14 protein-coding genes are annotated in these 15205 nt (G+C 64.9%); 9 read left to right on the top strand and 5 right to left on the bottom strand.

The window, feature by feature from the left end; genetic code table 11:
- Positions 1-33: 33 nt before the first annotated feature.
- Positions 34-1167 (bottom strand): bifunctional diaminohydroxyphosphoribosylaminopyrimidine deaminase/5-amino-6-(5-phosphoribosylamino)uracil reductase RibD, encoded by a 1134-nt coding sequence (ribD, locus tag J4E63_RS00400; protein ID WP_207280636.1) that lies wholly within the window; start codon positions 1165-1167, stop codon positions 34-36.
- A complete protein-coding gene (nrdR, locus tag J4E63_RS00395) occupies positions 1164-1628 on the bottom strand; it encodes a transcriptional regulator NrdR (protein WP_013694316.1) in 465 nt (154 codons plus the stop codon). Before nrdR ends, ribD begins: the two co-directional genes overlap by 4 nt.
- 127 nt (positions 1629-1755) lie before the next feature.
- Here nrdR and J4E63_RS00390 point away from each other — a divergent pair, with 127 nt between their 5' ends.
- The 3 genes from J4E63_RS00390 (at position 1756) to trxA (ending at position 3929) form a co-directional block, all read left to right on the top strand.
- On the top strand, positions 1756-2220 hold the full coding sequence (locus tag J4E63_RS00390; protein WP_060740417.1) for a YbaY family lipoprotein: 465 nt from the start codon (positions 1756-1758) through the stop codon (positions 2218-2220).
- Positions 2217-2870, top strand: a complete 654-nt coding sequence (locus J4E63_RS00385) for a methyltransferase (protein ID WP_207280634.1) — start codon at positions 2217-2219, stop codon at positions 2868-2870. The genes J4E63_RS00390 and J4E63_RS00385 overlap by 4 nt, the downstream gene beginning before the upstream one ends.
- A gap of 186 nt (positions 2871-3056) precedes the next feature.
- Positions 3057-3929: a thioredoxin gene (gene trxA / locus J4E63_RS00380; RefSeq protein WP_060740415.1), complete on the top strand. Its 873-nt coding sequence runs from the start codon at positions 3057-3059 to the stop codon at positions 3927-3929.
- Here the strand turns inward: trxA and J4E63_RS00375 are convergent.
- Positions 3926-4273, bottom strand: a complete 348-nt coding sequence (locus J4E63_RS00375; protein ID WP_207280632.1) for a hypothetical protein — start codon at positions 4271-4273, stop codon at positions 3926-3928. The two genes, trxA and J4E63_RS00375, sit on opposite strands and share 4 nt — an antisense overlap.
- A 120-nt stretch (positions 4274-4393) precedes the next feature.
- On the opposite strand from J4E63_RS00375, the gene J4E63_RS00370 reads away from it, so the two are divergent.
- The 5 genes from J4E63_RS00370 (at position 4394) to J4E63_RS00350 (ending at position 8572) form a co-directional block, all read left to right on the top strand.
- Entirely contained in the window at positions 4394-4981 is a 588-nt protein-coding gene (locus tag J4E63_RS00370) for a DUF2796 domain-containing protein (protein WP_207280630.1), read from the top strand.
- A gap of 136 nt (positions 4982-5117) precedes the next feature.
- Positions 5118-5828, top strand: a complete 711-nt coding sequence (locus J4E63_RS00365) for an ABC transporter ATP-binding protein (RefSeq protein ID WP_060740412.1) — start codon at positions 5118-5120, stop codon at positions 5826-5828.
- A 1-nt stretch (position 5829) separates the two neighbouring features.
- Positions 5830-7095, top strand: a complete 1266-nt coding sequence (locus J4E63_RS00360) for an ABC transporter permease (protein WP_092476109.1) — start codon at positions 5830-5832, stop codon at positions 7093-7095.
- Positions 7096-7106: 11 nt separating this feature from the next.
- On the top strand, positions 7107-7625 hold the full coding sequence (locus J4E63_RS00355) for a DUF3299 domain-containing protein (protein WP_025215734.1): 519 nt from the start codon (positions 7107-7109) through the stop codon (positions 7623-7625).
- A gap of 248 nt (positions 7626-7873) precedes the next feature.
- Complete coding sequence (locus tag J4E63_RS00350; protein ID WP_060740410.1) at positions 7874-8572, top strand: OmpW family protein; 699 nt, start codon at positions 7874-7876, stop codon at positions 8570-8572.
- 119 nt (positions 8573-8691) lie between these two features.
- On the opposite strand, the gene J4E63_RS00345 is transcribed toward J4E63_RS00350, so the two are convergent.
- Positions 8692-9621, bottom strand: a complete 930-nt coding sequence (locus J4E63_RS00345; RefSeq protein WP_207280628.1) for an NAD-dependent epimerase/dehydratase family protein — start codon at positions 9619-9621, stop codon at positions 8692-8694.
- Positions 9614-10498 carry a sugar nucleotide-binding protein gene (locus J4E63_RS00340; protein ID WP_060740408.1) on the bottom strand — a complete coding sequence of 295 codons (885 nt, stop codon included), beginning with the start codon at positions 10496-10498 and terminating at the stop codon, positions 9614-9616. Before J4E63_RS00340 ends, J4E63_RS00345 begins: the two co-directional genes overlap by 8 nt.
- A 293-nt stretch (positions 10499-10791) precedes the next feature.
- On the opposite strand from J4E63_RS00340, the gene J4E63_RS00335 reads away from it, so the two are divergent.
- The gene (locus J4E63_RS00335) at positions 10792-15105 is read left to right on the top strand and encodes a DEAD/DEAH box helicase (protein WP_207280626.1); all 4314 of its coding nucleotides are present in this window, start codon (positions 10792-10794) and stop codon (positions 15103-15105) included.
- Positions 15106-15205: the final 100 nt, after the last annotated feature.

The raw sequence follows: 15205 nt of genomic DNA, 5'->3' as shown, positions 1-15205 counted from the left end.
AGAACGGGCCGCCGCGTGAGCGAAAGCCGGGAATTATACGCTGGCCGGTGGCACGGGAACGGCGATGACTCGCCAGTCATCGCCCACGGCGCGGATTTCGGTGATTTTCAACTGGGGAGCGTCCTTCATCTGCGCCAGCGGCCAGTCCAGCAGTGGCCGCGCCGAAGAACCGAGGAACTTGCCGGCAATGAAGATCTGGAACTCGTCCACCAGCCCCTGCCGGGCGAAAGCCCCCGCCAGGCGCGGACCGGCCTCCACCAGCACTTCATTGACATCCCGAGCAGCCAGCGCCACCAGCAGCCGACGCAGATCGACCTGGCCGTCATCGCCCGCCACGATCATGCATTCAGGACCGTTGGCGTATTGTTCTTCCACCGCCATGCAGGTAGCGACCAGCGCCGGACCGGCCTTGAAAAACGGCGCATCCAGCGGCACCCGCAGGCGCCCGTCCACCAGCACCCGCAGCGGCGGACGGCTCATGACCAACACAGTCTGCTCGGCATCCAGCCCGAGTTCATCGGCGCGCACGGTCAGCCGGGCATTGTCCGCCAGCACCGTGTCGGCGCCGGTCAGCACCACACTGGCCTGGGCGCGCAGGCGTTGGACCGCCGAACGTGCGGCCGGGCCGGTGATCCACTGGCTTTCGCCGCTTTCCATGGCGGTGCGGCCATCCAGGCTCATGGCGAGCTTGACCCGCACGAACGGCAGGCCCTGTTCCATGCGTTTGAGAAAACCTTCATTGAGCTTGCGCGCCTCACCTTCCAGCACGCCGCTTTCGGTGGCGATGCCGGCCTGGGCCAGGCGCTGCAGGCCGCGCCCGGCGACTGCCGGGTTAGGGTCCTGCATCGCTGCAACCACCCGCGCCACGCCGGCGTTGACCAGCGCATCGGCACAAGGCGGGGTACGCCCGTGATGACTGCAAGGCTCGAGGGTCACGTAGGCCGTGGCGCCCCGGGCGTTGTCACCGGCGGCCCGCAGGGCATGGACTTCGGCATGGGGCTCGCCAGCGCGGATGTGCCAGCCTTCGCCGACAATCTGCCCGTCACGCACGATCACGCAACCGACCCGGGGGTTGGGGTGGGTGGTGTAGTGACCGCGCCGCGCCAACTCCAGGGCACGGGCCATGTAGTGGGCGTCGAGGACGGCCTGCTGCGCCGGGACAGTCATTCTTTCACCGGTTCGCGGGCCAGGCGGTCGATTTCTTCACGGAACTCGTTCAGGTCCTGGAAGCGCCGGTATACCGAGGCGAAACGGATGTAGGCGACTTCGTCGAGCTTCTGCAGCTCGGCCATCACCAACTCTCCGACCACCAGGGACTTGACCTCGCGCTCGCCGGTCGCCCGCAGCTTGTGCTTGATGTGCACCAGCGCCGCTTCCAGGCGCTCGACGCTCACCGGGCGTTTTTCCAGGGCGCGCTGCATGCCGGCGCGCAGTTTTTCTTCGTCGAACGGCTGGCGGCTGCCGTCGGTTTTGATCAGGCGCGGCAACACCAGTTCAGCGGTCTCGAACGTCGTGAAACGCTCGCCGCAAGCCAGGCATTCGCGGCGGCGGCGGACTTGTTCGCCCTCGGCGACCAGTCGCGAGTCGATGACCTTGGTGTCGTTGGCACCGCAGAAGGGACAGTGCATGGTGGCAGGCAACAAAAAAAGGGAGGGCCATGGTAGCGCATCCCACTGGCAAGACAAGCCATAGGGTTTACGGTATACAGACGGGCTTACCGTCAGATCCATGGAATTCACCTTGCTGGAGCCACACATGCCGCTACGATCGCTCGTTTTGCTCAGTTTTTTCAGCCTGCTGATGGCGTGCAGCAGCGATGCCCCCAAACCCGCCGCTCCCGCTCCGGCCCCCGCGCCGAAACAGGCCCAGGAAAAGGCCCGGCAGGCCACCGAGCTGGGACCGCTGCCGGCGTACCAGCGCGAGTTGAGCGGCACCCTGCAAGGCGTGCCGGCCGGAGCCGAAGTGGAACTGGCGCTGCTGGTGATCGACGACAAGGACCGTCCACAACAACTGCTTGCCAGTTCCAGCCTGATCGGCACCAACCAGGCCCTGCCCTTCCGCTTGCGCTTCAACCCGGAAGCCTTCCCGGTGGGCGCCCGCGTGGAACTGCGTGGCCGCGCCAGCCAGTCCGGCCAGTTGATCCTGCACTTGCCGGAACAACGCATCAGCCAACCGACCACCCAGGCGTTGGGCACCCTGCAATTCGTCAAAGCGCCATGAGTGCACCGCAAGACCTGCAACGGGCGTTGAGTGAATTGCTTGGCGACGCGCGCCTGGTGGCTTGCCCGCTACCCGGCGCTGACTTGAAGTTGTGGCTGATCGACGGCGACAACATGGACCGCGCCTTCAGCCCGGAAGAAACCCGGCGCATTCTCCACGAGCCGCCCTATTGGAGTTTCTGCTGGGCCAGCGGCTTGGCGATGGCCCGCTACCTCGCCGAGCAGCCGCAGTGGGTCGAAGGCAAGCGGGTGCTGGACTTTGGGGCCGGTTCCGGCGTGGCGGGCATCGCAGCGGTCAAGGCTGGGGCGCTGGAGGTGGTAGCCTGCGACCTCGACCCACTGGCGATAGCCGCCTGTCAGGCCAATGCTGCGCTCAATGACGTGGAGTTGAGTTATTCGACGGACTTTTTCGCCGAGGCCGATCGTTTCGACCTGATCCTGGTCGCCGACGTGCTCTACGACCGGGCCAACCTGCCACTGCTCGACCAGTTCCTCAGCCGTGGTCGCGAGGCGTTGGTGGCCGATTCCCGGGTGCGGGATTTCCAGCATCCGCTGTACCGACGCATCGAAATGCTCCAGGCCATGACCCTGCCGGACCTGGCCGAACCGGAAGAGTTTCGGCATGTGAGCCTGTACCACGCGCGGCGCTGACCCTGAAAGCATCGCGAGCAAGCTCGCTCCCACAGGGGGCGCATGAACACTTGAGATCCCTTGTGGGAGCGAGCTTGCTCGCGATGGGCCCCTGCCAATCTCCACACCTCTCACCGCCACCCCGCTTTCAGCCACCCCCCACCACGCCGTATAGTTGCCCCATTCAAGCGCTCTACGAGATTGCCCATGACTCAGGAAACGCCCTACATCTTCGACGCCACCACGGCCGATTTCGACCAATCGGTGATCGCGAACTCTTTCCACAAACCGGTACTGGTGGATTTCTGGGCCGAGTGGTGTGCGCCGTGCAAGGCTCTGATGCCAATGCTGCAAACCATTGCCGAGAGCTATCAAGGCGAATTGCTGCTGGCCAAGGTCAACTGCGACATCGAGCAGGACATTGTGGCCCGCTTCGGCATTCGCAGCCTGCCGACGGTGGTGTTGTTCAAGGACGGTCAGCCCGTTGATGGCTTTGCCGGTGCCCAGCCGGAATCGGCGGTACGCACGATGCTCGAACCCCATGTGCAGATGCCGCCGCCGGCCGCCGCCGACCCGTTCGAACAGGCCCAGGCGCTGTTCGACGACGGTCGTTTCGCCGACGCCGAAGCCGTGCTCACCGTCTTGCTGGGTGAAGACAACACCAACGCCAAGGCCCTGATCCTGTATGCCCGCTGCCTGACCGAGCGCGGCGAGCTGGACGAAGCGCAGACGGTGCTCGACGCGGTGAAAAGCGATGAGCACAAGGCCGCCCTCGCCGGTGCCAAGGCGCAGATCCAGTTCCTCGGCCTGGCCAAGCACCTGCCGGACGCCGCCGATCTCAAGGCGCGCCTGGCGAAAGACCCGCAAGACGACGAAGCGGTGTACCAACTGGCGATCCAGCAACTGGCGCGCCAACAGTACGAAGCTGCCCTCGATGCGCTGCTCAAGCTGTTCGTGCGTAACCGCAGCTACAGCGAAGGCCTGCCCCACAAGACCTTGCTGCAAGTGTTCGAACTGCTGGGCAACGATCACCCGCTGGTGACGACCTATCGCCGCAAGCTGTTCGCGGCGTTGTATTAAGCCCCACTCCAGTTATAGAGCGGCGTATCGCCGCCGCTCAGCACCTTGACCTCAGCGCAGTGGCGCAGGCGCACCAACAGGCGCTTGCCCGCCGAGGCACTGCCGGTCAGGCCTTCGAGCTGCTCCAGCAGGTCCGGACCGCTCAGTTGGCCGGCCTTGCGCAGCAGTTCCTTGGCGATCTGCCATTGGGCATCGTCCTGGTTCGTCGGTTTGGCCGCCGGTGCCGTCGCGCCTTCGGATTTGGCCACTTGCAACTGCGCGCCGAGCTGCGCCCAGTCGCCCTCATCCATTTCGATCGTCAAGTCCACCGGCCACTCGCCGACGGTTCCGCGTATCCGCAACATCACCGTGCTCCTGAATATTTCATGTACGCATGCTCCCATGGCCCTTGCGCGACGCCAAGCAGACGGTCAAACTCTCCGCACTTTCGTTATAAGATTACATAACCTTTTCGGAGACTCGTCATGCGTCGTCTGCTTCTCGCTTTGCCGTTCGCCCTGCTGCCATTGGCTGTCGCTCATGCGGCGGTGGAGCATGACCACGACCATGATCACGAACATGGCAGCCTCGGCGCCCATGAACACGGCGTTGCTCGACTGAACGCAGCACTGGATGGTCAGACCCTGGAGCTGGAACTGGAAAGCCCGGCGATGAACCTGGTGGGCTTCGAACACGCCGCCACCAGCGATGCCGACAAGGCCAAGGTCGCCGCGGTACGGGCGCAGTTGGACAAGCCGCTGGCGCTGTTCAACCTGCCGGCCGCCGCCAAGTGCACCGTGGCCCAACAGGAACTGGAAAGCCCGCTGTTCGGCGATGAACCGGACCACGATGACCATGACGAAGACGCCGATGGCGACGAACATCACGAGCACAGTGAGATCCATGCCCATTACCAGTTCACCTGCGCCGCCGCTGGTGCATTGAAGAACCTGGACCTGGCGACACTGTTCAAAACCTTCCCGGCCACCCAGAAAATTCAGGTACAACTGATCAGCCCGAGTGGCCAGCAAGGCGTGGAAGTGACGGCCAAGGCGCCAACCCTGAAATTCTGATTCACCGCAAAACCCAATGTGGGAGCGAGCTTGCTCGCGATGAGGCCGGCACGTCCAATACAGATGCAGCCTGACCCAGCGCTATCGCGAGCAAGCTCGCTCCCACAGGGGTTCACCTTGATCTGACCGGTTTCATATGACCCAAGCACTCATCGAACTGTCCGACCTGGGCTTCAGTTGGCCCGGGCATCCGCCCTTGCTGGATATCCCGGCGTTTCGCCTGGAAGCGGGTGAAACCTTGTTCCTCAAGGGCCCGAGTGGCAGCGGCAAGACCACGCTGCTGGGGCTGTTGGGCGGGGTGCAAACGCCGGATCGCGGCAGCATCCGCCTGCTCGGCCAGGAACTCAGCGAACTGGCCGCCGGCCGCCGCGACCGCTTTCGCGTGGACCATACCGGCTATATTTTCCAGCAGTTCAACCTGCTGCCGTTTCTCTCGGTACGCGAGAACGTCGAACTGCCCTGCCACTTCTCGAAACTGCGCGCGCAGCGGGCCACCCAGCGCCACGGCAGTGTCGATCAAGCGGCCGCCACACTGCTGGCCCACCTGGGCTTGACCGACCCGAACCTGTTGGAGCGTCGCGCCGACTCGTTGTCCATCGGCCAGCAACAACGGGTCGCCGCCGCCCGGGCCTTGATCGGTCAACCGGAACTGGTGATCGCCGACGAACCGACGTCAGCCCTGGACTACGACGCCCGGGAAAACTTCCTGCGGCTGTTGTTCGCCGAATGCCGCGAGGCCGGGTCGAGCCTGTTGTTCGTCAGCCACGACCAGAGCCTGGCGCCGCTGTTCGACCGCCACCTCTCGCTGGCCGATCTCAATCGCGCCGCCACGCCACTCGAGGTCTGAGATGTATTTGTTCCGTCTAGCCATGGCCAGCCTGGCGAACCGCCGCTTCACCGCGATCCTCACCGCGTTTGCCATCGCCCTCTCGGTCTGTCTGCTACTGGCGGTGGAACGTGTGCGCACCGAAGCGCGAGCCAGTTTCGCCAGCACCATCAGCGGCACCGACCTGATCGTCGGAGCCCGCTCCGGCTCGGTGAACCTGCTGCTGTATTCGGTGTTTCGCATCGGCAACGCCACCAACAACATCCGCTGGGACAGCTTCGAACAGTTCGCCAAGAACCCGAAAGTGAAGTGGGCGATCCCCATGTCCCTGGGCGATTCTCATCGCGGCTATCGGGTGATGGGCACCACCGAGGCCTACTTCGAGCATTACCAGTACGGCCGCCAGCAACACCTGGAACTGGCCGATGGCCGGGCCTTCGCCACCGATCCGTTCGAAGTGGTGCTCGGTGCCGAAGTCGCCGAGGCACTGCACTACAAGCTCGGTGACAAGCTGGTGCTGGCCCACGGCGTGGCGGCGATCAGCCTGGTCAAGCATGACGACAAGCCCTTCACCGTGGTCGGGATTCTCAAGCGCACCGGCACCCCGGTGGACCGCACGCTGCATATCAGCCTCGGCGGCATGGAGGCGATCCACATCGACTGGAAGAACGGCGTGCCGGCCCAGGGCAATGGGCGCATCAGCGCCGACCAAGCCCGTAACATGGACCTCACGCCCCAAGCGATCACCGCGTTCATGCTCGGCCTCAACAGCAAGATTTCGACCTTTGCCTTGCAACGCGAGATCAATGAGTTCCGTGGCGAACCGCTGCTGGCCATCCTCCCTGGCGTAGCACTGCAGGAGTTGTGGAGCCTGATGGGCACGGCGGAAAAGGCCTTGTTCGTGATTTCGCTGTTCGTGGTCCTGACCGGGTTGATCGGCATGCTCACGGCGATCCTCACCAGCCTCAACGAGCGCCGCCGGGAAATGGCGATCCTGCGTTCGGTGGGCGCGCGGCCGTGGCATATCGCGACGCTGCTGGTACTTGAAGCCTTTGCCCTGGCGCTGGCCGGGGTCACCGCCGGGCTGGCGTTGCTGTACATCGGCATCGCCGCCGCCCAGGGTTACGTGCAGTCGGCCTACGGCTTGTACTTGCCCCTGGGCTGGCCGAGCGAATATGAATGGACGCTGCTGGCTGGCATCCTGGTCGCCGCCCTGCTGATGGGCAGCGTGCCGGCCTGGCGCGCCTATCGCCAATCGTTGGCCGACGGCCTGTCGATCCGTCTATGAGGACCTTGAAGATGCCCCGCGCCCTGCTAGCGCTGTTGATGATGGTCGCCCTGCCGCTGTGGGCGGCCGAGCCGAGGGACCTGGCCTGGTCGGAAATGATCCCGCCGGACGCCCCGCCGGAAGTGCCGAACATGACGCCGCTGCACGACCTGTCGAAGATGAGCGACGCCCTGGCCGCCGAGTCCGCTCCGGCCGCCAAGCAGGATCTGCCCAACGCGCCGGTGGTCAAGGCCCTCGACGGCCAGCAGATTCGCTTGCCGGGCTACATCGTGCCGCTGGAAGTCAGCGAGGAAGGTCGCACCACGGACTTCCTGCTGGTGCCGTATTTCGGCGCCTGCATCCACGTGCCGCCACCGCCGTCGAACCAGATCGTGCATGTGAAAAGCGAGGTCGGCGTGAAGCTCGACGAGTTGTACCAGCCGTATTGGGTCGAGGGGCCGATGCAAGTCAAGCCGTCCACCAGTGAACTGGCCGACGCCGGGTATCAGATGGAGGCGCAGAAGATTTATGTGTATGAGCTGCCGGAGTGAATCGGGTGGTGATGGGCAGTCCGTCAGATAGCTATCGCGAGTAAGCTCGCTCCCACAGGAGATCTCAGTGCCTATGCGACCTGTGTGGGAGCGAGCTTGCTCGCGATGGGGCCGTCAAGGCTTGCTCATCATCATTTCATTGAGCTGGGTCAATTAATCGACCAAGACTCATTGAGCTGTGTCAAAAGACCGGGCCAGGCGGCTCCGTACCATGGGACATCAATTTTGAAATGTCCTCTGGAGCCCCCATGCACAAGTCCTTGCTCAGCGCTTCCCTCGTTGCCCTCGCGCTCGCAGCCCCGCTCGCCCAGGCCCATACGGCCGGTGACATCATCGTTCGCGCCGGCGCTATCACCGTCAATCCAGAGGCCGACAGCTCCAGTGTCAAGGTCGACCGTGGCCCGCTGGCCGGCGCCGACCTGGGTGGCAAGGCCACCATGAGCAGCGACACGCAACTGGGCCTGAACTTCGCCTACATGCTGACCAACAATTGGGGTATCGAACTGCTGGCGGCCTCGCCGTTCGAGCACGACGTGAAAATCAAAGGCACCGCCCTCGGCGCGGCCAATGGCAAGCTCGGCACCCTCAAGCACCTGCCGCCCACACTGAGCCTGGTCTACTACCCGCTCGACGCCAAGTCGGCGTTCCAGCCCTATGTCGGCGCCGGTATCAACTACACCTGGATCTACGACGAACACGTGGGCAGCGAAGCCAGCGCCAATGGCTTCAGCAACTTCCGGGCGAAAAACAGCTGGGGCATGGCGTGGCAAGTCGGTGCCGACTACATGCTGACCGACAACATCATGATCAACGGCCAGATCCGCTACATCGACATCGACACCACCGCCTATGTGGACAACAACGCCGTGGCCGGCGGTACCCGGGCCAAGGTGGATGTCGACGTGGATCCGTTCATCTACATGGTGGGGTTGGGCTACAAGTTCTAAGCCGAACTTAAAGGTACGAATATCCCTGTGGGAGCGAGCTTGCTCGCGATGACGGTGGATCAGCCAGCAATGATGTTGACTGACCCAGCGCTATCGCGAGCAAGCTCGCTCCCACAGTTTTAGCGCCCCAGCAACCGCGCCAACCCTACACTCATCGGTGTTTGCGGGGGAAAGCTGAAGCGCTCCAACAACCGGTGGTTGTCGGCCCGGGAATGGCGAATGTCACCGGAACGCGCCGGGCCGTAGCTGATCGGTGGCAGGTCGCCCACCACGGCGGCCAGGGCCTGGAGCATCTGTTTGAGGGTCGTGGCCTGGTTCCAGCCGACGTTCACCGCGCCCACTTCCACCTCGGGCTTCTCGATGGCCTGCACCAGCAAGTCCACCAAATCTTCGACATAGACAAAGTCACGGGTCTGCTCGCCGTCGCCGAATACAGTGATTGGCAGGCCTTTCTGTGCCCGTTCGCTGAAGATGCTGATGACCCCGGAGTACGGCGATGACGGATCCTGGCGCGGCCCGTAGATGTTGAAGAAGCGGAACACCACCGGCTCCAGCGCGTGCTGGCGGCGATAGAAATCGAAGTAGAACTCGCTGGCCAGCTTGTCCGAGGCATAGGGCGTGAGCGGGGCCTTGGGGGTTTCTTCGTCGATGGACTCGCCTTCGCCGTTGTTGCCGTAGACCGCTGCGCTGGAAGCGAACAGCACCCGCCTCACCCCGTTCTGGCGCATGGCTTCGCAGACATTCAGCGTGCCGATGAAATTGCTCTGGTGGGTGCGCACGGGGTCGTCCACCGAGGCTTGCACCGAGGCCACCGCCGCCAGGTGCGCCACGGCGCTGCAACCGGCCATGGCCCGGGCCACCAGCGCGGCATCGGCGACGTCGCCTTCGATCAGTTCGACCGCCGGGTTGTCCAGCGGCAGGTTGCTGCGCTTGCCGGTGGACAGGTCATCGAGGATACGCACCGCATGCCCCTTGGCGAGCAAGGCGTCGGTCAGGTGCGAACCAATGAAACCCGCGCCGCCGGTGATTAAAACAGGGCCTTCAGCCATGGCGATAAAACCTATCCAGTAAGCCCGGGAGTGCGGCGCGCCAGGCGCGGGGCTTGATCCCGAAAGTGTGCAGAATTTTCTTGCAGGCCAGCACCGCGTGCTGCGGTTCTTCCGCGGCGTCCGGCCGTGCGGCGTGGGCCTGGGGCGTGGGGGACTCGATGGCCAGCGGATGCAGGGCGCGGGCTTCGGTGAGGATCGCCTGGCCCAGCGCCAGTGGCGTGGTCGCCTCATGCCCGGCGTAATGATAGGTGCCCCACAGCGGCGCCGCGCAATCGAGCTGCTTGAGCACCGAGATGATCACCCGCGCGGCATCGTCCACGGGCGTCGGATTACCCCGGCGGTCGTCAGCCAGCAACAGTTCTTCGGGCTGCTCGGCCCGGGCCAGGAAACGGCCGAGGGTACCATCGGCGCTGTCGTCCAGCAGCCAGCCGAAACGCAGCAACACATGCTGCGGGCAGGTGGCGCGCACGCTTTGCTCGATCCGCCACAGCGCCTGGCCGCGCACGCCCAGGGGTACGGGCTCGTCTTTCTCGCTGTAGGCGGTGGCACGGGAACCGTCGAACACTCGATAGCTCGACGGTTGCAGCAAGATGATGTTGTGATGCTGGCACAGCCCGGCCAGACGCTCGACAGCGCGCTCCTGGCTGGCCAGGCGCTGCTCGCTGACGGCCTCGGCCTGGAACCAGTCGAAGTAGTACGCCAGGTTGATCAAGGCGTCCGGGCGGGTGTCGTCGAGCAGTTGCGTCAGGCTCGCGGCATCCCAGCCGTCTTCGGGCGGGCGGGGGGCAAGAAAACCGATGTCTTCTTCTGCACCGAGGCGAATCAGCGCCTGCCCAAGGGCATTTCCGCCGCCCAGTAACATAAGGCGCATTCGCATAAAGTCAGCAGGCCCACTCTATTGGCACAAAAAATTGGGTCGACAACGCCCGCAGGCGTTGCCGGAATCGTTGCATTTTGCGGGTTTAGTGCGCAACCGTCACCCGTAAAGTGTGGATCCGGCATTTGTGTGCGCCTTGAGGCCGCTATCGCGAGCGAGCTCGCTCCCACAGGGATCGCATAGGCACTGATATCTTGTGTGGGAGCGAGCTTGCTCGCGATGAGGCCCTGACAGGCGATGCAGATCTCAGCCGATACTTGCATCTCCGCCGCTCCGCCCGCATAAACTGCCCTATGAATCTGCCCCTTGCAGCCGACCACGCCATGGCAGGCTTTCACCCCGCCGTTCGCGCCTGGTTCAGCCAGACCTTCCCGGCGGTCACGGCCGCCCAGGCCCGGGCGTGGCCGTTGATCGGCCAGCGGCGTTCGGTGCTGGTCGCGGCACCCACCGGCTCGGGCAAGACCTTGACCGCGTTTCTCGCGGTGCTCGATGACCTGGTGCACCGCGGCCTGGAACAAGGCGGCCTGCCGGACCAGACCCTGGTGGTCTACGTCTCGCCGCTCAAGGCCCTGAGCAACGATATCCAGATCAACCTGCAGAATCCCCTGGCCGGCATCACCGAGCAGTTGCAAAAAATGGGCTTGCCACCCTTGCCGATCACCACCGCCGTACGCACCGGCGACACGCCGCAAAAAGACCGCTCGGCGATGCGCAAGACCGCGCCGCACATCCTGGTCACCACGCCCGAATCGCTCTACGTGCTGCTCGGTTCCGATTCCGGCCGGCAGATGCTCGCCAGCACCCGCACGGTGATCGTCGATGAAATCCACGCCATCGCCGCCAGCAAGCGCGGCAGCCACCTGGCCTTGAGCCTGGAGCGCCTGCAAGCCCTGTGCGCCGAACCCCTGATGCGCATCGGCCTGTCGGCCACGCAAAAGCCCATCGAAGCGGTGTCACGCTTTCTCGTCGGTGAAGGCCGCGCCTGTGAAATCGTCGACATCGGCCACGCCCGTCCCCGGGACCTGGACATCGAGGTGCCACCGGTGCCGCTGTCGGCGGTGATGGCCAATGACGTGTGGGAACTGGTCTACAACCGCCTCGCCGAGCTGGCCCGGGCGCATCGCACCACCCTGGTATTCGTCAATACACGGCGCCTGGCCGAACGCCTCAGTCGTCATCTGAGCGAACGCCTGGGCAAGGACGCCGTGGCCGCCCACCACGGCAGCCTGGCGAAGGAGTTTCGCCTCGACGCCGAACAACGCCTCAAGCGCGGCGAACTGCAGGTACTGATCGCCACTGCATCCCTGGAGCTGGGCATCGATATCGGCGATGTCGACCTGGTCTGCCAGATTGCCTCGCCCCGTTCGATCTCGGCGTTCCTGCAAAGAGTGGGACGCTCTGGCCACCAGGTCGGCGGCACGCCCAAGGGCCGCCTGTTCGCCACCACCCGCGACGACTTGATCGAATGCGCCGCCCTGCTCGATTGCGTGCGCCGTGGCGAACTCGACATCCTGCACATCCCCAAGGCGCCGCTGGATGTGCTGGCCCAGCAGATCGTCGCCGAAGTCAGTTGCCAGGAATGGCCGGAACAGGCGCTGTTGGAAACCTTCCGCCGCGCCGCGCCCTACGCCGAGCTGGACGAAGGGCATTACCAGGCGCTGTTGCAGATGCTCGCCGAAGGCCTCAATGGCCGCCAGGGCGTGCGCAGCGCCTACCTGCACCGCGACGCCGTGACCCGGACCCTGCGCGGGCGCCGGGGCAGTAAACTGACGGCGGTGACCAGCGGCGGCACCATTCCGGACAACGCCGACTACAGCGTACTGCTCGAACCCCAGGGCTTGAACATCGGCAGCGTCAACGAAGACTTCGCGGTGGAGAGCATTGCTGGCGATGTGTTCCAACTGGGCAATACGTCTTATCGCATCATCCGCGTCGAGACCGGTCGCGTGCGGGTCGAGGATGCCCAGGGCCAACCGCCGACCATTCCGTTCTGGCTCGGCGAGGCCCCGGGGCGCAGCGACGAATTGTCTTGGGCCGTGGCACGCCTGCAAGCCCAGCTCGACCACCTGCTCGGCGCCACACCGGGCAACCTGCAACCGGCCCTCGACTGGCTGACCGGTACCTTGCGCCTGAACCTCGCCAGCGCCGAACAATTGGTCGATTACCTGGCCCCGGCGCGCCTGGCCTTCGGCGCCCTGCCGTCCCAGGACACGCTGCTGATGGAGCGGTTTTTCGACGAGTCCGGCGGCACGCAACTGATCATCCACACGCCCTTCGGCAGCCGCATCAACCGCGCCTGGGGCCTGGCCTTGCGCAAGCGCTTCTGCCGCACCTTCAACTTCGAATTGCAGGCCGCCGCCAGTGAAGACGCCATCGTGCTCTCGCTGTCCACCAGCCACAGCTTCGAACTGGACGAGGTCTGGCGCTACCTGAACAGCCACAGCGCCGAACAAATCCTGATCCAGGCGGTGCTGGATGCACCGCTGTTCGGCGTGCGCTGGCGCTGGAACGCCGGCGTGGCCCTGGCCCTGCCGCGCTACACCGGCGGACGCAAAGTCGCCCCGCAGATCCAGCGGATGAAAAGCGAAGACCTGATCGCCAGTGTGTTTCCGGACCAGATCGCCTGCCTGGAAAACCTCGCCGGCGAGCGGGAGATCCCCGATCACCCGCTGGTGGAACAGACCCTCGACGATTGCCTGCACGAAGCCATGGACAGCGAAGGTTGGCTGACGCTGTTGCGGCGCATGGAAGCGGGCCAGATTCGCCTGATCAGCCGCGACCTGCCGGCGCCCTCGCCGCTGGCGGCAGAAATCCTCAGCGCCCGTCCCTACACCTTTCTCGACGACGCGCCGCTGGAAGAACGGCGGACCCAGGCGGTGATCAACCGGCGCTGGAGCGATCCACAATCCACCGACGACCTTGGCGCGCTGGACGCCGAAGCCATCCAGTCGGTCCGGGATGAGGCCTGGCCGACGCCGGCCAATCTCGATGAGATGCACGAAGCCTTGATGAGCCTGGCCTGCATCGCCGACAGCGAAGCCGACGCCCACCCATCGTGGCGGGATTGGCTGCAGGCACTGGCCGCGAGTGGTCGCGCCAGCCACATACAGATCAGCGCCGAGCGGGGACTGTGGGTGCCGCTGGAGCGCCTGAGCTGCTTGCAAGCCCTTTATCCACAGGCTCGCTGGGAACCGGCGCTGACCCCACCGGCCGATTTCGATGAAGCCTGGAACGTTGACGAAGCCCTGGTGGAAGTGCTCCGCGCCCGGCTCAGTGCCTTCGGTCCACTGCCGTTGAAGGCCATCGCCCACCCGCTGGGGTTATCGACCCCGCAGGTCACCCAGGCCCTGGCGCAGCTCGAGCAGCAAGGCTACGTGCTGCGTGGGCGCTTCACGCCGGGCACCGGGCAGGAGGAATGGTGCGAGCGGCATTTGCTGGCGCGGATCCATCGCTACACGGTCAAGCGCCTGCGCCGGGAAATCGAGCCGGTGATGTTGCAGGACTTCATGCGCTTCCTGTTCGACTGGCAGCACCTGTCGTCGTCCACCCAGGGCCGGGGCAATGCCGTGCTGCCGTCGATCCTCGGCCAGTTCGAAGGCTACCCGGCCGCCGCGTCAGCCTGGGACAGCGACCTGTTGCCCGGGCGGATCAAGGACTATTCGCCCAGTTGGCTCGATGAGTTGTGCCGCAGCGGCAAGTGGGTATGGACGCGCCTGAGCGCGCGCCAGAAGCCGTCCGCCAGCGCCCTGCGCAGTACGCCGGTGGTGTTGCTGCCGCGCAGCCAGGTGGCGTTGTGGAGCAGCCTGGCCGGGCAAACAGCCCTTGATGAGTTGTCGCCCAAGACGCAGAAAGTCCATCAGGCCCTGAGCGAGCATGGCGCGCTGTTTTTCGATGAACTGGCCCATGAAGCCCACCTGCTGCGCAGCGAACTGGAAATCGCCTTGCAGGAACTGGTGGGCGCCGGGCTGGTGAATGCCGACAGCTTTGCCGGCTTGCGCGCGCTGATCACCCCGGCCAGCAAACGCCAGGCCCGCAGCAGCCGGCGCGGGCGCGGCGCGTTTGTCGGCGGCATGGACGACGCCGGGCGCTGGGCCTTGTTGCGCCGCAGCCAACCCGTCCCCGTGGAAGGCCACCGCCCGGCGCCCACCGCGCCGCAGACCCTGGAACACATCGCCATGACCCTGCTGCGCCGTTACGGCGTGGTGTTCTGGCGCTTGCTGGAGCGGGAGGCCGAGTGGCTGCCGAGTTGGCGCGAGCTATTGCGCACGTTCCATCGCCTGGAGGCGCGGGGCGAGATTCGCGGCGGGCGTTTTGTCAGCGGCCTGGCGGGGGAACAGTTCGCCCTGCCCGAAGCGATTCCGTTGCTGCGCGAAACCCGCCGCCGTCCCACCGATGGCAGCTTGGTGGCGGTGTGCGGAGTCGACCCGCTGAACCTGGCCGGCACCTTGCTGCCGGGGGCGAAAATGCCGGCGCTGGCGAGTAATCGGCTGGTGTATCGGGACGGCTTGCCGGTGGCGGCGCAGATTGCCGGCAAGCAGCATCTTTGGATGGAGTTGGATGCTCAAGGGATGGCTGAGGTCCGGAGTAAACTGATCCAACACCCTTAACCGGTGGCGAGGGAGCTTGCTCCCGCTGGGCTGCGTAGCAGCCCCAAACCATACATCCGCTCGATACAATAACCACCCAAAGCGACGACTGCTGCGCAGC

This window comes from Pseudomonas sp. FW300-N2F2, assembly GCF_017351655.1.
Taxonomy (GTDB): Bacteria; Pseudomonadota; Gammaproteobacteria; order Pseudomonadales; family Pseudomonadaceae; genus Aquipseudomonas; species Aquipseudomonas fluorescens_AA.
The sequence above is the reverse complement of the archived record's forward strand: the minus strand, read 5'-3'. Positions and strand labels throughout refer to the sequence as shown.